The 20,394-nt window shown below is 32.3% G+C and carries 13 protein-coding genes; 7 read left to right on the forward strand and 6 right to left on the reverse strand.

Annotated elements, in window-relative coordinates:
• Nucleotides 1-124 precede the first annotated feature (124 nt).
• Nucleotides 125-1,120 carry a glycoside hydrolase family 11 protein gene (locus tag NMK29_RS09985; protein WP_108804034.1) on the forward strand — a complete coding sequence of 332 codons (996 nt, stop codon included), beginning with the start codon at nucleotides 125-127 and terminating at the stop codon, nucleotides 1,118-1,120.
• Between the two features lie 55 nt (nucleotides 1,121-1,175).
• Here the strand turns inward: NMK29_RS09985 and NMK29_RS09990 are convergent, their stop codons facing one another.
• Entirely contained in the window at nucleotides 1,176-3,851 is a 2,676-nt protein-coding gene (locus NMK29_RS09990) for a DNA gyrase/topoisomerase IV subunit A (protein ID WP_108804033.1), read from the reverse strand.
• 37 nt (nucleotides 3,852-3,888) lie between these two features.
• A complete protein-coding gene (locus tag NMK29_RS09995; protein ID WP_027391706.1) occupies nucleotides 3,889-5,742 on the reverse strand; it encodes a DNA topoisomerase IV subunit B in 1,854 nt (617 codons plus the stop codon).
• Nucleotides 5,743-6,022: 280 nt separating this feature from the next.
• Between NMK29_RS09995 and NMK29_RS10000 the strand changes: the two genes are divergently transcribed.
• Nucleotides 6,023-6,622 carry a GNAT family N-acetyltransferase gene (locus NMK29_RS10000; RefSeq protein WP_371924099.1) on the forward strand — a complete coding sequence of 200 codons (600 nt, stop codon included), beginning with the start codon at nucleotides 6,023-6,025 and terminating at the stop codon, nucleotides 6,620-6,622.
• A 58-nt stretch (nucleotides 6,623-6,680) separates the two neighbouring features.
• On the opposite strand, the gene katG is transcribed toward NMK29_RS10000, so the two are convergent.
• Nucleotides 6,681-8,873: a catalase/peroxidase HPI gene (gene katG / locus NMK29_RS10005; protein ID WP_108804032.1), complete on the reverse strand. Its 2,193-nt coding sequence runs from the start codon at nucleotides 8,871-8,873 to the stop codon at nucleotides 6,681-6,683.
• Between the two features lie 185 nt (nucleotides 8,874-9,058).
• Between katG and NMK29_RS10010 the strand changes: the two genes are divergently transcribed.
• The 3 genes from NMK29_RS10010 to NMK29_RS10020 all read left to right on the forward strand — a co-directional run bounded on the left by NMK29_RS10010 (nucleotide 9,059) and on the right by NMK29_RS10020 (nucleotide 11,696).
• Complete coding sequence (locus NMK29_RS10010; protein ID WP_108804031.1) at nucleotides 9,059-9,385, forward strand: helix-turn-helix transcriptional regulator; 327 nt, start codon at nucleotides 9,059-9,061, stop codon at nucleotides 9,383-9,385.
• Entirely contained in the window at nucleotides 9,382-9,831 is a 450-nt protein-coding gene (locus NMK29_RS10015; protein ID WP_108804030.1) for an SRPBCC domain-containing protein, read from the forward strand. Before NMK29_RS10010 ends, NMK29_RS10015 begins: the two co-directional genes overlap by 4 nt.
• Nucleotides 9,832-9,980: 149 nt before the next feature.
• On the forward strand, nucleotides 9,981-11,696 hold the full coding sequence (locus NMK29_RS10020; RefSeq protein ID WP_108804029.1) for an NAD(P)/FAD-dependent oxidoreductase: 1,716 nt from the start codon (nucleotides 9,981-9,983) through the stop codon (nucleotides 11,694-11,696).
• A gap of 92 nt (nucleotides 11,697-11,788) precedes the next feature.
• On the opposite strand, the gene NMK29_RS10025 is transcribed toward NMK29_RS10020, so the two are convergent.
• The gene (locus tag NMK29_RS10025; protein ID WP_108804028.1) at nucleotides 11,789-13,666 is read right to left on the reverse strand and encodes a peptidase M61; all 1,878 of its coding nucleotides are present in this window, start codon (nucleotides 13,664-13,666) and stop codon (nucleotides 11,789-11,791) included.
• Between the two features lie 125 nt (nucleotides 13,667-13,791).
• On the opposite strand from NMK29_RS10025, the gene NMK29_RS10030 reads away from it, so the two are divergent.
• Both NMK29_RS10030 and NMK29_RS10035 read left to right on the forward strand, forming a co-directional pair.
• Entirely contained in the window at nucleotides 13,792-14,556 is a 765-nt protein-coding gene (locus NMK29_RS10030) for an alpha/beta fold hydrolase (RefSeq protein ID WP_234424289.1), read from the forward strand.
• Nucleotides 14,557-14,654: 98 nt separating this feature from the next.
• A complete protein-coding gene (locus tag NMK29_RS10035) occupies nucleotides 14,655-17,096 on the forward strand; it encodes a S9 family peptidase (protein WP_108804027.1) in 2,442 nt (813 codons plus the stop codon).
• 58 nt (nucleotides 17,097-17,154) lie between these two features.
• Here NMK29_RS10035 and NMK29_RS10040 read toward each other — a convergent pair whose 3' ends face one another.
• Nucleotides 17,155-19,344, reverse strand: coding sequence for a response regulator (locus NMK29_RS10040; protein ID WP_159092265.1), 2,190 nt, complete (start codon nucleotides 19,342-19,344; stop codon nucleotides 17,155-17,157).
• A gap of 156 nt (nucleotides 19,345-19,500) precedes the next feature.
• Complete coding sequence (locus NMK29_RS10045; RefSeq protein WP_108804025.1) at nucleotides 19,501-20,391, reverse strand: DMT family transporter; 891 nt, start codon at nucleotides 20,389-20,391, stop codon at nucleotides 19,501-19,503.
• Between the last annotated feature and the right edge of the window lie 3 nt (nucleotides 20,392-20,394).

Consider the following 20,394-nt stretch of genomic DNA (forward strand, 5'->3'; position numbering starts at 1 on the left):
CAATAATTTTTGTTTTTCATAGTTATTAAAGAATTTTGCTTTGTTTTACTCAATTAACTAATTACCTTAAGTAAATCGCTCTAATCTGCTAAAAATCAATTTTTTGAAACAAAAATTAATTACAATGAACTTATTTTACAAATCAACATTTCGAATTATCCTTCCATTTTTATTTTTAATCTTTTCTCTTGGAAATACTAAAGCACAGACCTATTGTATACAATCAGGGTCAGAACAAATTACCGGAGAAGAAGATGGGTTTAGATATGAGTTATGGAATCAAAATTCTCAAGGAACTGCTTGTATGACATTAGGTAATGAAGCATTATTTAGTGGAGAATGGGATGGTATATTAAACTATTTAGCGAGAAGAGGATTAGGATACAATCAAACACAAGAGCATCAAGAAATAGGAAACTTTTTTACCACTTATAACTGTAATTACAACCCTTCTACTTCCTCGGGGAACTCTTATCTATCTATTTACGGATGGACTATTGATCCACTTGTAGAATATTATATTATTGAAGATTGGCGAAATTGGATTCCATCAATGGCAGATGGAGCTGTATTAAAAAAATCTTTTGAAATAAATGGAAGCGTTTACGATGTTTACGAAAACACTAGAGTAAATCAACCTTCGATTGTGGGGAACACTACTTTTCAACAATATTTTAGTATCAGAAGAGACACAAGAAATAGTGGTACAATAGATATCTCTGAGCATTTTAAGCAATGGGAATCTATTGATATGAATTTAGGAAAACTACATGAAGTGTCTTTTGTTGTAGAAGGATACCAAAGTAGTGGTAGTTTTGAGTTTAACGAACTTGATATATTTATAGATAATACCACGCTTGGAATAAATGATATAGATAATCCCAATTCTTATTTTGAGATTTACCCTAATCCAGCGATTGATGAAGCTTATATAAAGTTTAAAAAAACTAACACAACTAAAAAACTTAAAATCTATGATACTTCAGGTAAAATAGTGTTATCAAAAAACTATGACCACACAGAGAACATAGCAAAAATTTCTAATTTAACAAAAGGTGTTTACTTTGTTTCATTAAACATCAATAATCAAAAGGTAGTAGATAAATTAATCATCTATTAAAAAAAGAAAAATCATTATCGAGTACATTTTAGTTTTCGATAATGATTTTTCTTTTTTAAAATAAACTTGTCTGCTCCCCATCTCCGTCATCTTCTTCGTTATCAAGTGAAACCCCACTACCCGTCTCATTTCCAGATATTTTAGAATCTGGTGTTATAGATTCTTCTCCTACTACCTCTATTTCTTCTGTCGGAATCTCATCTGGCTCTTCATAAGGTAAAGAGTCTAATAAATTAATCTGCCTTACTTTCTCTGTAGTTAATTGATTTCCTTGCGCCTTGATCCCTTTTACTGAAATAAAGTCTTCTAAACTTATTTCATCATTAGGTTTTTGTTCTTTTCCTCTAAGTTTATTATATACTATTTCTGCGACAGGTCTATGGTCTGTGGAAACAATTTCTAAAAATGATTTTTGGTGATCGGAAATAATCGTTTCTTCTCTATCCGAGTTTTCTACTAAAAATCGTTTCACATAATAACGTTCCTTTTCTCCATCCCAGTAAATAGCAGAAACTGGTTTCATCGGTTTCCATTTCTCCAAAACAATCATGTCCGAATCAAAATGGACTGTAATTTCAGGAATAATAGTTTTTACAATTCCTTTTTGGTTAATAATCAGTAACCTATCTTCTCCTTTAAACTCTCCTAAAAGTTCTCCTCTTCCATCAACATTTAGTCTCCTAACTGTATCGTCAAACCATATTTTACGAGGTTTTAGAGTAGATACACCTTGCTCTTTTAGTTCGATTTTTTTGATATTGTATTTAGTTACAATATTTCCCTTTACTCCTCTACCTTTTATTAATAGGTCAGAAAAATCAAGGTCAAATTTAAGCTTCTTAATACTTCCCGCTTGACGAAGAAAAATAGTAATCACCTCTGCTTCACCATTAGGATTTGCAGTGAAGTAAGTTGCTTTTGAACCCTTTTTACCTTGCGTTAAATCATATTCCTTATCTCTTGTAACCCCGGTAACAGCAAAACGTTTGACATAAGATGGACCTCCTCTACCATCTTGATAAATCATATTATAGATAGTTCGCTTATCCTTCTTTTTAAAGACTGCAACATGAATAATGTCTTTCCCTACAAAAGTTTTAGCATCCACTTTTGTTATCATCATTTTACCATCTGCCATAAAACAAATAATATCATCAATATCAGAACAATCCGTTACATATTCATTTTTACGTAATGACGTACCTACAAAACCTTCTTCTCTATTTACATATAGTTTTGTGTTTCTGATAACCACTTTGGTAGCCTCGATATCATCAAAAATTCTGATTTCGGTTTTACGCTCTCTTCCTTTACCATATGTATCTTTTAATCTCTTAAAGTAAGAAATAGCATATTCTACCAGATGCTCTAAATGATGTTTAACCTGCGCTATATCATCCTCTAACGCTTCAATCTTTTGTTGCGCCTTATCAATATCAAATTTTGAGATCCTTTTAATTCTAATCTCTGTTAAACGCACAATATCCTCTTCAGTAACTGCACGTTTTAGGTGTTTTATATGAGGTCGCAACCCCTTATCAATCGCCTGTATTACTCCTTCCCAAGTTTCTTCCTCTTCAATTTCGCGATAAATACGGTTTTCGATAAAAATTCGTTCTAATGAAGCAAAATGCCATTGCTCTTGCAATTCATTTAATTGAATCTCCAACTCTTTTTTAAGCAGTTCTAAGGTATTATCTGTAGAACGTTTTAACATTTCGGAAACTCCTATAAAATTAGGACGACTATTCTCTTCAATAACACATCCTAATGGCGAAATTGACGATTCGCAATTGGTAAAGGCATATAATGCATCAATAGTTTTATCTGGAGAAATACCACCTGGTAAATGCACTAATATCTCTACTTCTGCAGCAGTATTATCCTCTATTTTTTTTATTTTAATCTTACCTTTATCGTTAGCTTTAAGGATAGAATCTATTAAACTAGAGGTTGTAGTGGAGAAAGGTATCTCATTTATAACCAGTGTATTCTTATCTAATTGAGAGATTTTTGCACGTACTCTAACTTTTCCTCCACGATTACCATCATTGTAGTTAGTAAAATCGGCTATTCCCGCTGTTGGAAAATCCGGCAGTATTGTAAAACGTTTTCCTTGTAAATGTTTTATTGAAGCTTCTATCAGTTCAATAAAATTATGAGGAAGAATTTTAGTACTCAATCCTACTGCAATACCTTCGGCACCTTGAGCAAGAAGTAATGGAAACTTTACAGGAAGATTTATTGGTTCCTTTTTCCTACCATCATAAGATAATTGCCAATCGGTAACTTTTGGATTATAAACAACATCTAAAGCAAATTTTGATAAACGCGCTTCAATATATCTAGATGCGGCGGCTCTATCACCGGTAAGAATATTACCCCAGTTACCTTGCATATCGATTAACAGATCTCGTTGTCCAATCTGTACCATAGCATCAGCAATACTTGCATCACCATGTGGATGATACTGCATCGTATGCCCTACAATATTTGCAACCTTATTATATCTCCCATCATCCAAATCTTTCATAGAATGAAGAATTCTTCGTTGCACAGGTTTTAATCCATCTTCTATTGCTGGGACTGCACGTTCTAAGATTACATAAGATGCGTAATCCAAAAACCAGTCTTTATACATCCCAGTAACTTTGGTAATCACTTCCTGAGGTTGATGATCCTCTGGGGTTAATTCATTATGTAATTCTTCGTTTTCGTTTTCTATATCCATACCTTTTTCTGGGGCACTTTTTTGTATTCCTTTAGTACTACTCTTCTACTGCGTCTAATTCTACCTTTAAATTTTCAATAATAAACTCTTGTCTACTAGGTGTATTTTTTCCCATATAAAAAGACAGTAGCTCTTCTATAGACTTATCTTTATCTAACATTACAGGATCTAAACGAATATCATCTCCAATAAAATGAACAAACTCATCTGGAGATATTTCTCCTAACCCCTTAAATCGAGTAATTTCAGGCTTTCCAGACAATTTTTCAATAGCATCTCTTCTTTCCTGCTCAGAATAACAATAGATGGTTTCTTTTTTATTTCGTACTCTAAAAAGTGGTGTTTGAAGAATATACAAATGACCTTCTTTAATTACTTCTGGAAAAAATTGAAGAAAAAATGTAATTAATAACAACCTTATGTGCATTCCATCGACATCGGCATCAGTAGCAATTACAATATTATTATATCTAAGATCTTCTAAGGACTCTTCTATATTTAATGCTGCTTGTAATAAATTAAACTCTTCATTTTCATACACAATTTTTTTACTCATATTGTAGCTATTTAGTGGTTTCCCACGTAAGCTAAATACGGCTTGTGTATTTACGTCTCTCGATTTTGTTATTGATCCACTTGCAGAATCTCCCTCGGTTATAAATAAGGTACTCTCTAAATTCCTGTCTTTTTTACTATCAGTAAGATGAACTCGACAATCTCTTAATTTTTTATTATGTAAACTTGCTTTTTTTGCTCGTTCACGAGCCAGTTTACGTATACCAGATAAATCTTTTCGTTCTCGCTCTGCTTGTAGTATTTTTCTTTGTAGTGCCTCTGCTACATCTGAATTTTTATGTAGAAAATTATCTAATTTCGTTTTTACAAAATCATTGATGTAGGTTCTAACAGTTGGCAAATCTCCACCCATTTCAGTAGAACCTAACTTCGTTTTTGTCTGACTTTCAAAAACGGGCTCCATTACTTTTATACTAATAGCAGAAACAATTGATTTACGAATATCACTAGCCTCATAATTTTTTCCGTAAAACTCTCTAATTGTCTTAACTACAGCTTCTCTAAAAGCTGCTTGATGTGTTCCACCTTGTGTAGTATGTTGCCCATTTACAAAAGAATGATACTCTTCGCTATACTGAGTTTTACTATGCGTAATTGCTATTTCTATATCATTACCTAATAAATGAATAATAGGATACAATCTATCATCTTCATTAATATTATCTGAAAGCAGGTCTTTTAATCCATTTTCTGAAAAATATTTTTCTCCATTAAAAATGATGGTCAACCCAGGATTTAGATACACATAGTTTTTAAGCATCTTCGCCACATACTCCGTTCGATACTTATAATGTTTGAAAATTGTATTATCGGGAACGAAAGAAACTTTTGTTCCTCTTCGTCTAGAGGTTTCGTCTAGAGTATCTTGATTCGTAAGGTTTCCTTTTTCAAATTCTGCAGATGCAGATTTTCCATCTCTAGTAGATTCTACTCTAAAATACGTAGATAAGGCATTAACAGCTTTTGTACCAACACCATTTAACCCAACAGACTTTTTAAATGCTCTTGAATCGTATTTTCCACCAGTATTCATTTTAGAAACTACATCTACAACTTTACCTAAAGGGATTCCACGTCCATAATCTCTAACAATTACTTTATCTCCCTGTATTGAAATCTCAATGGTTTTACCCGCGCCCATAACATATTCATCAATAGAATTGTCAAGCACTTCTTTTAATAAAATATAGATTCCATCATCAGCTGAAGATCCATCACCTAATTTTCCAATATACATTCCAGGTCGCATACGGATATGCTCTTTCCAATCGAGGGATCGTATATTATCTTCGGTATATTTAGTTTCCTTACTCATAAAATTTTAGGTAGAATGCTTGCTAATATAAGATTTCACTTACTAAATTGAAATAGTCCTCTTACAAAGTAATTAACAATTCTAAATAAGTTTTTGTTGATTATTTGAACTACAATGGATTAATTAAAAAATTGATCGATATTATTAGTAAAAACCCTTATCATACTTTTCTAAAGTATGATTTAATATTATAAAATACTTATTCTTTATATCTTATACATCTAAATTAAAAATAGTGTTTCTACTAAACTAAGTTGTTAGGTTTCTAAAAAAAAGCATCTTGATAAAAATTAAAAAAAATACAAGCTTAAATATTTCTACATCGAAAAAACTTACTCTAGAAAAAAATAAAACCATTATAATTATCGAAACCAACAGACTAATACTGCGTAAACTACAAGTTTCTGATGCAGAAAAGTTCTTTTCATTAAATTCTGATCCTGAAGTTTTAAAATACACAGGTGATTATCCTTTTTTATCGATTGAAGATGCAAAATCCTTTTTAAAAAATTATCAAGAGTATAATATGAATGGGTATGGACGCTGGGCTGTATTACTTAAAGAAACAAATGATTTTATTGGCTGGTGTGGTCTTAAACGAAACGAAGATGGAGATATTGATATCGGTTTTCGTTTTTTTAGAAATAAATGGAATAAAGGATATGCGACAGAATCTTCAATAGCCGTATTAGCATATGGATTTACTCAATTAGGTATTAAAGAAATTATTGCAAGAGTGGCATCAGAAAACAAAGCTTCCATTAAAGTTTTGGAAAAAATAGGCATGATGTTTTGGAAAAAAAGCGACTGTAAAGGAATCCCCAACGCCCTATTTTTCAAAATCGATAAATCTGATTTTCAAAATATTGTGCGCAAATAAAAAAGGTGACCTACCGTATAGATCACCTTTTAAAAATCTCAATTTTTCAATTTCAATATTATTTTAAATCAAATCGATCTAAATCCATAACTTTAGACCAGGCTGACACAAAATCATTAACAAACTTTTCATTAGCATCTTCTGAAGCATATACCTCAGCAACTGCTCTTAATTCTGTATTAGAACCAAAAATAAGATCAGCTCTAGTACCTGTGAATTTAGTTACTCCTGTTCTACGATCACTACCTTCAAACAGTGTGTCATCCTTAGATATAGGTTTCCAAGTATAAGTAAAATCTAAAATATTCTTAAAGAAGTCATTCGTTAATGCATCGTCGCTATCTGTAAACACACCATTATTGGAACCATCATAATTAGCATCTAACACTCTTAAACCTCCAACAAGAACTGTCATTTCAGGAATAGATAATGTTAGTAACTGAGCACGATCAATTAATAATTCTTCTGCAGCTAATTTTAAATCACCTCTTAAGTAATTTCTAAATCCATCAGCTAAAGGTTCTAAATGTCCAAATGATTCTACATCTGTTTGTTCTTGAGAAGCATCTCCTCTACCACTTGTAAAAGGCACGTTTACATCGAAACCAGCATTTTTAGCTGCTAGTTCTACACCTACATTACCTCCAAGAACAATTAAATCAGCTATAGAAACATCTCCAGAAAAATCTTTTTGTATACCTTCGTAAACACTTAAAACTTCTGATAAAGCTTTAGGATTATTTACTTCCCAGCTTCTCTGTGGTTCTAAACGAAGACGCCCTCCATTAGCTCCTCCACGATTATCAGAACCTCTAAATGTAGAGGCAGATGCCCAAGCTGTAGTAACTAATTGCGAAACGGTAAGACCAGAAACCGAAATCATATTTTTTAAAGATGCAATATCTGAATCTTTAAGACTCTTACCTGCTGGAATTGGATCTTGCCAAATTAGTTCTTCATTAGGAACTTCTGGACCTAAATAACGAGAAACAGGCCCCATATCTCTATGTGTCAATTTATACCACGCTCTAATAAAAGCATCTTCAAACTCTTCTGGGTTATTACGAAAACGCTGAGAAATCTTTAAATAATCAGGATCCATTTTTAATGCCATATCGGCATCAGTCATCATTAAAGCTTGTCTCTTCGAAGCATCACCTGCAGTTGGTGCTGTAGGAGCTCCAGAATCCGCAGTTGGAGTCCATTGATTTGCTCCTGCTGGACTTTTTGTTTGTTCCCAATCATAATCCAATAATACTTTGAAAAAATCATAATCCCATTTATCCGGATTAGGTGTCCAAGCACCTTCTAAACCACTAGTAATAGCATCATCTAATACTCCTGTTCCATATGTATTTTTCCAACCTAAACTCATCTCTTGAATAGAAGCTCCGTGTGGTTCAACACCCACATATTTATCTGGGTCTGCAGCACCATGAGCCTTTCCAAAAGTATGACCTCCAGCTGTAATCGCAACAGTTTCTTCGTCATTCATCGCCATTCTACCAAACGTTTCTTTCATAAGTTTAGCCGTTCCTAAAGGATCAGACGAGCCATTGGGACCTTCTGGATTCACGTAAATTAACCCCATATGAGCCGCACCAAGATACCCTTCGAGATCGCCATCCGCGAAACGTTCTTTATTAGCTAACCATTCTGTTTCATCACCCCAATAAACATCTTGTTCTGGTTCCCATACATCTGCTCTTCCTCCAGCAAACCCAAACGTTTTTAAACCCATAGATTCTATTGCGCAATTCCCTGCAAGAATCATTAAATCCGCCCAAGAAATCTTTTTACCATATTTCTGTTTAATCGGCCATAGCAGTAATCGTGCTTTATCCAAGTTTCCATTATCTGGCCAACTATTTAACGGCGCAAAACGTTGATTACCTGTACCTGCTCCTCCTCTACCATCACCAACTCTATAAGTACCCGCACTATGCCATGCCATTCGGACCATTAAACCTCCATAATGACCATAATCTGCAGGCCACCAATCTTGAGAGTCTGTCATTAAAGCCACTACATCTGCTTTAAGTTCTTCATAATTAACACTATTAAATGCCTTCGCATAATCAAAATCACCACCCATAGGATTAGACTTTGATCCATTTTGACGAAGAATATTTAATTTTAATTCATTTGGCCACCAATCTCTATTTGATGTACCCGCGCCCGCGCTTTCTTTTTGAGGTCCACCCATAAATGGGCATTTACTGATGTCTCCTCCGTTTTGTGAATTATCCATAATATCTATTGAGTTTTAAAGTATGTGTTACCAAATTTAATGAATTGCATTTCTATTGCATATAGATTAATTATATATTTAAATGAATTAACAATAAATAAAATCTATACCACATGAATTAAAACAAAACTTGCGTAACCGAATGATTACATTTATATTTGTAACCAATCAGTTACATATTAATAATGAGAAGAGATGTTTTTCAAGCCATTGCAGATCCCGTTAGAAGAGATATTATCTCTTTACTGGCAGAACAAGCACTATCTATTAATGCCATTGCTGAAAAATTTGATATTAGTCGACCTGCTATCTCTAAACATATAAAGATCCTAGAAGAATGTGGAATTATATCAATAAATAAAAAAGGTAGAGAAAGATATTGTCTAATTCAGCCTAAAAACCTTGTTCCTGCATTCCTATGGATAGATCAATACAAAAATTTATGGGAAGAAAAATTAGACTCTTTTGAAGAATATTTAAATAAACTACAATCTAAAAACCAAAGAAAATGAATGATTTGAACAAACGTACATTATCATTAACCAGAACCTTTAATGCTCCGATAGAATTAGTTTGGGAAGCTTGGACGCAACCTGAACATATAGCTCAATGGTGGGGCCCAAAAGGAATGAAAACTAAAGTTATCTCTCACGATTTTAGTGTTGGAGGAACATGGAAATATTCAATGTTAATGCCCGATGGTAATGAATTTATCTCAGAAGGTGTCTACATCGAAATCATAGAGCATAAAAAAATATCGTCATCCGCTAATTTTAAACCAATGACAGAAGGAGTAGAAATACAAGCGCTGTTTGAAAAGGATGGAGATAAAACTAATTTTACTTTTAATGTAGTCCACCCTACTGAAGAATATTGTCAACAACAAGAAAAAATGGGCTTTATGAACGGTTGGGGATCTGTTTTCGATAGACTTAAAGATTTTGTTGAAACCACATAATATTAATTATTCAACAGATTTCATTATTTCTATTATAGTAATAACTTAAATGTAAGATATCCTTCTTAGCCACTTCTTCTGTATTCTAAAAAACTATACCTTTAACAAAAATTGCTAAATCTAAGATATAATAACAGGTATTAGAGTGTATGGAAAAAGAAAACTATTCGGAAATATCTTCAAATGAAAACAAAAAGTATGACACCATAATTATTGGATCAGGTGCTGGTGGGCTTTCTGCCGCAATTTGTCTAGCTCGTTCTGGTCAAAAAGTTTTAGTACTAGAACAACACGATGTTCCTGGAGGATGGTGTCATAGTTTTTATCTTAACGGATATCGTTATACTCCCGGAGTTCATTACGTTGGTTTACTAAATAAGGGAGAATCCACGAGTACTCTTTATGAAGGTTTGGGAATTGCGAATGATATTTCTTTTTTCAGAATGAATCCTGAAGCTTACGAACATTGTTGGATTGGTGATGAGCGAATTGATATGCCGGCAGGATACGAGAATATCAAAAAAACACTAAGTGAAAAGTTTCCTGAAGAAGAAAAAGGAATCTCCAGTTATTTAAAACTAGTTAGCGATGTTTGTTATGAATTACAATTAATTCCCAAAGTAAAAGGTTTCTGGGCGCATCTAACCATACCATTCCGAACTAAAAACATGGGGAAGTACAGTGTATTTAGTCTTCGAAAAGTTATTAAAAAACACATTAAAAGTCCATTACTTAGAGCTGTATTAAACATACAAATTGGTGATCACGGATTACCTCCAGGACAAGCAAGTTTCCCTTTACACGCAGCAGTTATGGGGCATTATTCTAGCGGTGGCTATTACCCTATTGGTGGTGGTGGCGCTTTAGTAAAAGCTATGACAAAAACCCTAAAAAAACATCAAGGAGAAATAAGAACTAGTGAAAAAGTAAAACAAATATTACTAGAAGGCAATAAGAAAAAGAAAGCGATTGGAGTACAATTAGAAAATGGAGAACAAGTTTTTGCAAAAAGAATTATTTCTAATGCCGATCCAGGAAAAACATTTATTGATTTAATTGGAAGAGAACATATTAGTAAAAAGCTTAATAAACGTTTAAATAAAACTAAATATTCTTGTACTTCATTAATGCTATTCCTAACAGTCGATATGGATGTGCGCAAAGCTGGTTTGGACTCCGGGAATATTTGGATGATGGCGCACGAGGATCTTGATGCTTTATTTGAAGAAACTCAAAAAATTAATATTTTAGAAGGTGATACTTTTCCTGGAATGTTTATCAGTTGCACTACACTTAAGGATCCTATAAGTTTTGATGGTAGATACCACACTATAGAGGCCATCACTTATATTAACCATGAATCCTTTAATCAATTTAAGAATGAAAATAGCAGACGTTCTGAAGCCTATTTAGATTTTAAAGATCAACTAATGTCTAAGATGATTAAAACTCTAGAGATAGTTATTCCTGGAATAGAAAGTAAGATTGTACAAAAGGAATTAGGAACACCGATTACCAATGAATATTATATTAATTCTACCAATGGCTGTGTTTATGGAACAGAAAAAAGTTTTTGGCAGATAGGACCTTTTGCTTATAAAGCAAAAAGCGAAATAGAGAACCTCTATTTATGTGGAGCCAGTGTTTTATCTCATGGTGTTGCTGGAGCTGGCTATTCTGGTGTGGAAACTGCCGCAAAAATTCTAAAATGCAGACAAGAAGACCTTATACAGCCTGATGATTCGCAAGAAATTAAAATTTATGAGGCTGAAGATGATTCTGAATATCCTGATTGGATGAGGAAAAAGATTAAAGTTAAAAGGGATCGTCTAGCAGCTGGAGTGGATGGGTTTCCTGAAACTTAATCTTAAAAAAAGATTTCAAATTAAATATAAAAATCTTTTAATAAAAAAACGGATCAATTTGATCCGTTTTTTTATTCTTTTATACTTTTGAACTATCCTTTTAGCCAAGAATTTCGTAATTCTAATTGTGCTTTTGTTGGATTTTCGGTATCACTTAAAGCTTTCCCTTTAGTATAGGATTTGGTAAGATTTGTTTTTATTATAATTTCTTTTCCTTCTCTATCCAATTTTACCTCTACCTCATCACCTACTTTCCATTGTAGAGTTCCTTGTAAGACAGAATTTGCATTTAACAAAGTTAATTCTGTTCCATTGATCTCCTTTATTACATCAAATGGCTGTACTCCATTATCCGCCCAGAAACTATTTTCGGTAACTTCTTCTGTAAAAAATATAGTTTTCTTATCCTGATCTCCTCCAACTATGATAGAACTACCGTTTCTTACATAATCTGTTTCAATATTTTTTTCACCCACTGAAAGACCTACTTTCTTGAAAAAATCGTTATAATTAATAGGAGTATCTCCAACTACATGTGTATTTAAGAACTCTCCAATAGATGGATAGGTCATTTCAACGATTTCTTCAATTATTTTATCATCCTCAAAAGGTTTATTTTTACCATATTTTAGGGATAGTTCCTTCATTAGAGATAAAATCCCTCGATTTCCTTTGCTTTCTTCTCGTATAAGTATATCAATACACATACCTATCAAAGCTCCTTTTTCATAAACATTTGCATAATTCTTTGCATAAGGTTCGTTTAATATGTTTTCACTCATTACAGTAAAACTCATCGCATCATCATATAAGTTAGCAGATTCAATTTTACCCATCATCTTAGTATAAAACTCTTCTTCTCCAACTAAATCTTGGTTTATCTGAAAAACACTAGCAAAATACTCTGTAACTCCTTCATACATCCATAAATGTTTAGAAAAAGTAGGATCGTTATAATCGAAATAGTGTACATCTTCTGAGTGAACACTTAAAGGTGTTACGATGTGAAAAAACTCATGAGATACTACATCTATCATTGCAGATGCCAATGCATCTTCTGGTATAGCTTCTGGCAATACCACTACAGTAGATGTGTGATGCTCCAACGCTCCGAAACCGGTAGGAGCAGTCTGCGACTGAGGCGCCAGATATAAATAAATATCATATCTTGGAGTACTATCAATATCTCCCAAATACTTTTTCTGGGCCTTCATCATTTTAAAAACAGTTTCTTTAATTCCAGCTGCAGTGTATGTTTTGTTTGGAGAATATACGCTTAAAACGATTTTAATTCCTCCTACTTCAAACTCTTCTACATCTAATTTACCGTACATCATAGGGTTGTCGGTAATATCAAAATATCTTGCAGCAAAATATTTATCAACTGTAACCGTACCATCCTCGCTTTTTTCAGAACCAACATTTTGTAAAGCAGAAGTTCGTTGCATTGTAGTAGGAGCTTTTACTTCTAATGCATATTGGTTATTTTTTAAAACATCAAAATACCCTATAAACCCGTGTAAGTTTAATACAAAATTATCTTCTTCAATATTAGTACCAGAAGGAGAAAAAGGCGTCCCTACTGCTGTATTTTCAATATCATAAGTGTCATTAACTTCATATACAATCTTATCCAGTTGTTTCGCATTTGCTATCAACCAAGTATTTGTATCAACCTTTTCTGTTTTTAGTTCGGCTCCATTATAATCTAATGCTCTAAAACCGTCTACAAACTTTCCGAAATCACTAACGGCATATGTCCCTTGAACAACCTTTGGAAGATAATATTTAACAGTATCTTGTATAAACCGTCCTGGATTAATTACGACAGGAACTTTATCATCTGTAACCTGTGTTAAATCAACCTCTGTACTTATTGGAACTTTAGAAGCAATCCCATTTTTTTGATTAACTGATCCACATCCAATTAGCATGACGCTAATGGTCAATGACAATAATACTTTTTTCATTTATTCAATTGTTTATAATGCTAGACGCAAAAAATTAGTGAGCGTTACAACTTTGGTCATGCAAAATATATAAATTGTATAGACTTTAACCTATTTTTGGACATTATTTACTTATACCTATCACTTTGGATATTAATATTGATACAACCAGAATACGACTTTCTGAGGATCCGAGATCATTTAACCTATCAAAACCTACCATACTATTTTTACACGATTCCTTAGGATGTATAGAGCTTTGGAGAGATTTTCCAAACAAAATAAAAAAGTCTACAAACTTTAATGTACTTTCTTATGATCGTCAGGGATATGGAAAATCAGAAAGGTTTTCAGAAACTAAAAGAAGTAAAGATTATCTTAAAAAGGAAGCTGAAATATTAGCCCGATTAATTGATATCCTAGAGTTAAGAAAAGTTATACTTTTTGGTCATAGTGATGGAGGCACTATTGCATTACTTACAGCTTCTTTGTATCCTAAAAAAGTAACTGGTATTATTACCGAAGGAGCACATGTATTTGTAGAAAAAGAAACTTTACAAGGAATTCGCGAAGCCAAAATTGCTTATAAAACAACCAATCTAAAAGATAAGCTTACTAAATATCATCGGAATAATACAGAGGATGTATTTAGAATGTGGGCAGAGACTTGGTTATCTCCTTCTTTTCTGGATTGGAATATTGAAAATTATCTTTCAAACATACAGTGCCCTTCTCTAATTATTCAAGGAGAAAATGATGAGTACGGAACTTTAGAACAAGTCTATAGTATTGTTCAAAAAACTTCTGGAAAATCTGAGTCTTTAATCATCTCTAATATTGGGCACACTCCGCACAAGGAAACTCCAGCATTAGTAATAGATAAAACGACAAACTTTGTCCTAAATTTATAAATTCGTGGCAATACCCTACTCCAAAAACACCTGAAATCTAATATTTGAGTAAATAAATCTCTATTTTTGAGTGTCATATAAAACTCAAAAAAAATATTATGAAATTCATCAAATCATTTTTTATTATACTGTTTTTGGGCTCAGTATTAAATGCCCAAGAAAATTTAGAATATCAAAAACCTGTAAAGGAAATCCTAGATTTGGTAGATGTGCCACTCGCACCATCTATACGTATTGATCAGAAAGGAGAACATATGATTTTTCTATATCGAGATGGATATAAAACTATCGCAGAATTATCAGAAAAAGAAATGCGTTTAGCAGGATTAAGAATTAATCCAAAAACAAATATTTCTAGTCGTACAAATTACTATAACAATATTAAGACAAAGAAAATAGATGGAGAGCCTGTACAAGTGACTGGATTACCAACTAACCCCAGAATATCCAATATATCCTGGTCTCCTAATCAAACTAAAGCTGCGTTTACAAATACGAGTGGCAATGGCGTTGAATTATGGATTTTAGATATAAAAAGTAATAAGGCTAATAAGATAACAGATGCCACATTAAATGCTAATATTGGTTCTCCGTTTAGATGGTTTAAGGATAATTCTTCTTTATTAGTAAAGTTTCTACCTAATAAAAAGAAAGATCTAATAAACGTAGATGAAGCAATTCCATCTGGACCTACCATTTCTATTAGTGAAGGTACAAAAGCGCAGAATAGAACCTATCAAGATCTTTTAAAAAATCCAAATGATGAGTATAATTTTGAGCAATTAGCAACTTCAGAAATATTTAAAGTAAATCTTGATGGTACTAAGAAATCTTGGTCTAAAACAGGAATGATACGTAATTATTCTTTTTCTCCTGATGGAAACTATGTAATGGTCACTGAAATACAGAAACCATTTTCGTATTTAGTTCCTTATTATCGTTTTCCTCAAGAAACTACTATTTATAAAAGTACTGGTGAAGTTTTTAAGACTGTTAATAAAGTTCCTATTGATGAAGTACGCCCTAAAGGTTTTATGTCTGCTAGAATAGGAAAAAGATCTATGAGTTGGAGAGCTGACAAACCAGCAACATTAATTTGGGCGGAAGCCTTAGATAAAGGTGACCCAAATGTAGAAGTAGAATATAGAGATGAAGTTTTTGAACAAGATGCTCCTTTCGAAAACACACCTAAATCAATACTAAAAACGATCAATAGATATAGCGGAATACAATGGAGTTCTGACAAAAACATAGCTTTTGCTTATGATTATTGGTGGAATACTAGAAACACTAAAACTTATGTTTTTAATCCAAATAAGTCTTCTGAAAAACCAGAAATAATACACGATAGAAATTACCAAGACAGATATAATGATCCTGGAAACTTCGTAACTTCTAAAAATGAATTTGGACGTTCTGTAGTAGACATTAATAAAGAGAATGTATACTTAATGGGAGATGGATTTAGTAAAGAGGGTCAATTTCCTTTTATCGATAAATTAAACCTAAAAAGTAACGCTAAAAAAAGAGTTTATAAGTCGACTTATACAGATAAAGTCGAAAGTATAAATGGTGCAATTAATCTTACAAAAGGAGAATTTCTTGTTCGTTTAGAATCACCTAGTGAATATCCTAACTATTATATAAGAAATATAAACGCTAAGGACCAAGTAAAACAAATTACCAATTTTGCTAATCCTTTTGCGGCGCTACAAGGTGTGCATAAAGAAGTTATCAAATATAAAAGAGATGATGGATTAGAATTATCGGGTACCTTGTACTTACCTATTGGATATGATAAAACAAAAAAGGAAAAAATGCCAATGATTTTATGGGCATATCCTGAAGAATTTAAAGATAAAAAAAGTGCTTCGCAATCAACTTCTAATCCAAATGAATTTACTTATCCTTGGTGGGGTTCTATGGTGTATTGGGTTACCAGAGGATACGTAGTATTGGATGACGCTTCTTTCCCTATTGTAGGAGAAGGTGATGAAGAACCTAATGATTCTTTTAGAAAACAATTGGTCGCTAATGCAAAAGCTGCAATTGATGCAGTAGATAACTTAGGTCTTATTGATAGAACTCGTGTAGCTGTTGGTGGACATTCATATGGAGCCTTTATGACTGCTAACCTATTATCACATTCTAATCTTTTTGCTGCTGGTATTGCCAGAAGTGGTGCGTATAATAGAACACTAACACCTTTTGGATTCCAAAGTGAAGAAAGAAGTTATTGGGAAGCTCCCGAAGTTTATAATACAATGTCACCTTTTATGCACGCTGATAAGATGAAGACTCCTCTTCTTCTTATACACGGAAAAGCGGATAATAACTCCGGAACTTATCCATTACAGAGCGAGCGCTATTTTAATGCTCTAAAAGGATTAGGAGCTACAGCAAGACTTATCATGTTACCTAAAGAAAGTCATGGATACAGAGCTAAGGAATCTATTTTACATCTTTTATGGGAACAAGATCAATGGCTTGATAAATACGTAAAAAATAAAAAAATAAAAATTCCGGAAGGAACCAACTAATTATATATAATGCTGTCAGAGAAATGTCTTTTTTTCTGACAGCATTTATCTTTTAAGACTAAGGGATCAGGTTTTTTGATATGATATCTCTAAGATCATTTTTATTTAATGGCTTATTAATGATATCATTCATTCCTATTGCAAGACATTCCTCTTGTACTTCTCCCAACTCGGCAGCTGTTAGTGCTATTATAGGAGTTGTTTGATCAAATTCTCTAATTCTTTTGGTTGCCTCACTACCATTAAGATATGGCATATTAAGGTCCATCAAAATTAGGTCAAAATCTTCCTTTTTAACCATTTGTATAGCATTGAATCCATTTTCTACTATAACACAATCGTATCCTATTAAACTTAATAAATTCTTAGTAACTATTTGATTAATTTTATTATCCTCTGCTACTAAAATTCTTCGGTATACATTAGTGGCTCCTTTATTTCGATCACTAGGAGATTGATCCTCTCCATCTTCTAAAATCTCTAACTGTAAATCAAAATAGAATTTTGTGCCTCTACCTTCATTACTTTCTAAGTAGACTTTGCTGTCCATCATTTGTAATAGATTCTTCACAATGGAAAGGCCTAAACCAGTTCCTTCTAGATTATTTGATTCTCTATCAACTTGAGAAAATTTCTCAAACACAAAATCTTTTTTGTCTTCTGGGATCCCAACACCACTATCCTCTACTTCGTATCTAATCTGTATTGTGTTATTTTCTTTACTTAATATTTTAATTCTAAGCCATATTTTACCATTTTCAGTAAACTTTGATGCGTTTCCTATAAGGTTAATCAGAATTTCTGATAATCTAAGTGAATCTACATTAAGAGAATCTGGTAAATCATTTGGAACTTCTAAAATAAGTTGGTTATCTTTACTTTTAGCTTGATACTCAAATGAATTGAGTAAGTTTTGAGAAAGCTTAAATAAATTTGTTGGAGTTTTTGCTAACCTTACTTTATTAGATTCTATCTTACTAATTTGTAATACATTGTTTATCAAGTTTAAAAGATAATCACCCGAAAACTTTAATGAACCTAATAGTTGTCGATGTTTCTCCAAAACATCTTCATCTTCAAGTAACAAGGAAGTAATGCCTACTACACCATAAAGTGGTGTTCTTAGTTCATGACTTACGGTAGATATAAACTGAGATTTAACTTGAGTAAGCTTTTCTGCCTCGGCTTTTGCCTCTACAAGCTCTACATTTTTATCTTTTAATACATCATTTAATTTTTTCTTTGATCTATATCCTATATACAAAAAGAATGCAGTAGCGAATAAAAATATTAACCCTGCAACCGAAATAATATTAATCGTTCTATTGTTTTTAGCCATTTTGGCCTGATATTCTCTTTCTGTTTTTGCTATTTCTAATTCGCGCTCATACTCATCAACGCTAAAACTAACTCTTGCAACTTCTATTTGTTTCAAGGTTTCCTTGTTATAGACTTTATCTTTATACTCTTGATAACGTTTAATATCTTTATAAGCTTCTCCTAATTTACTTTGTTTTTCATACATTTCGGCCCTAGCTTCATAAATATAAGATAACTCTAATAGCATGTTATGTCTTTCTGCTATTCGGAGAGATTCTTGAAAAAACTCTTCAGCCTCTTCCAGATTATCTTTACCTAGTGCTAATTTTCCTTTTAGATAATATACCTCGCAATATCCTTCTACATCTTTGTTTTCTACAACCAATTTTTGAGCCTCTTCTAAATAAGGAATCGCCTTATCGTAATCTTTTGCATCTACATAAGTCCAAGCTAAATTAATTATAGGGGTCATATACTCTTCTGAATTCTTGAGTAGTTTCCCTAACTCTGTAGCATTATTATAATAAATCAATGAGCTTTCTAAATTTTTATAACCATCAGAATACACATTTCCTAAACCATTATTATTCCATAAAATCAATAATGAATCATTTGCTTTTTCAGCATACTTTAGGGACTTTCTGTAATATTGCTCTGCATTTTTATAATCAACTAATATTTGATAATTATATGCCATTAAATAATATGCTTCTGCCTTATAATGATCATCATCTAATTCATGAGCATAATTAGCGGCTTTAATAGCATACTCTAATGATTCTTTAACCTTGTACTCAAATGTTAAATTATTCGATGTTTCTATTAAATATTGTAAACTATCATTAATAGGGAATTTGGACTCTTGCTGACCACGAATCAGAAATGGAATAGAGAATATTAGATATGCAAATAACAATTTTTTCCTCAAAATATGCAGTTTTGATTAACTAGCAGAGATACTAAATTATGCTATAATTTACCAACAAAAATGATTAATATCCTATGTTAATTTACTAAAAAAAGTAGAATATATATTGATTTATTGCTTTAAGATTAAAATAAACAAATAAATGATTGATGGTTTTCACTTTTTTCTTGTAGTAATATAAATCCCAAAAATTACAATCCCTGCTCCTATTATCTGTAGTATAGATAGACTTTCTTCTAAAATAAAAAATGCTAACAATATTGTTGATACAGGGCCCAAACTCCCAATGATTGCTACATTAGAAGCTCCTAAACGAGCTATTGCAGAAGAAATAAGATATGACGGAATTATTGTAGAGAAAAAAGCCATTAAAACACTAAGCACATATACTTCAGAAGAATAGCTTAAAATATCACTTCTATCAAAAATTAAATATTGGGAAATAATACATAAAGAAGATATAATCATTGCATAAGAGGTGAAAACAACAACTCCGAACTTTGGTATTAACCAGCCACTACCGACTAAATAAATAGCATACGTAAGTGCGCTTAAAAAAATTAGAACCACTCCTGAAAGAAGGTTCGGAATATCTAATTGAAGTTCTTGCCAAAACGTAATTAATACTCCTACATATGTAATTAATATAGCAACTAGTTGTTGTTTTGTTATTTTATGTTTTAGAAATACTCTAGAAATTATTAGCACTAAAGTTGGATATACAAATAAAATTATCCGCTCTAATCCCGCTTTAATATATTGTAATCCAAGAAAATCAAAATAGCTAGCTAAATAGTATCCAATAAAACCAAAAAACACAATCCACAAATAATCTTTTCTCTTAATATTTTCTGGAGAAGCAGGTTTATTAAATTGTGCTATAATTATATACACAGGCAGAGAGAATGACATCCTAAACAACAACAAATGCTCTGAAGTTACCTGATATTTATAAGCCATTTTTACCATAACTGCTTTGGCAGAAAATAAAATAACTCCAATAATTGCTAGTATTATACCTAATGAGATTTGTTTAGATTTTTGCATTCA

Source organism: Aquimarina sp. Aq107 (assembly GCF_943733665.1).
In the GTDB taxonomy this organism is placed as follows: domain Bacteria; phylum Bacteroidota; class Bacteroidia; order Flavobacteriales; family Flavobacteriaceae; genus Aquimarina.

Excerpts from the sequence above, each read along its gene's own strand:
- NMK29_RS10045 (WP_108804025.1), bottom strand. The coding sequence starts at position 20,391 with ATGCAAAAATCTAAACAAATCTCATTAGGTATAATACTAGCAATTATT.
- NMK29_RS09995 (WP_027391706.1), bottom strand. The coding sequence starts at position 5,742 with ATGAGTAAGGAAACTAAATATACCGAAGATAATATACGATCCCTCGAT.
- NMK29_RS09985 (WP_108804034.1), top strand. The coding sequence starts at position 125 with ATGAACTTATTTTACAAATCAACATTTCGAATTATCCTTCCATTTTTA.
- NMK29_RS09990 (WP_108804033.1), bottom strand. The coding sequence starts at position 3,851 with ATGGATATAGAAAACGAAAACGAAGAATTACATAATGAATTAACCCCA.
- NMK29_RS10035 (WP_108804027.1), top strand. The coding sequence starts at position 14,655 with ATGAAATTCATCAAATCATTTTTTATTATACTGTTTTTGGGCTCAGTA.
- NMK29_RS10020 (WP_108804029.1), top strand. The coding sequence starts at position 9,981 with ATGGAAAAAGAAAACTATTCGGAAATATCTTCAAATGAAAACAAAAAG.
- NMK29_RS10015 (WP_108804030.1), top strand. The coding sequence starts at position 9,382 with ATGAATGATTTGAACAAACGTACATTATCATTAACCAGAACCTTTAAT.
- katG (WP_108804032.1), bottom strand. The coding sequence starts at position 8,873 with ATGGATAATTCACAAAACGGAGGAGACATCAGTAAATGCCCATTTATG.
- NMK29_RS10010 (WP_108804031.1), top strand. The coding sequence starts at position 9,059 with ATGAGAAGAGATGTTTTTCAAGCCATTGCAGATCCCGTTAGAAGAGAT.
- NMK29_RS10025 (WP_108804028.1), bottom strand. The coding sequence starts at position 13,666 with ATGAAAAAAGTATTATTGTCATTGACCATTAGCGTCATGCTAATTGGA.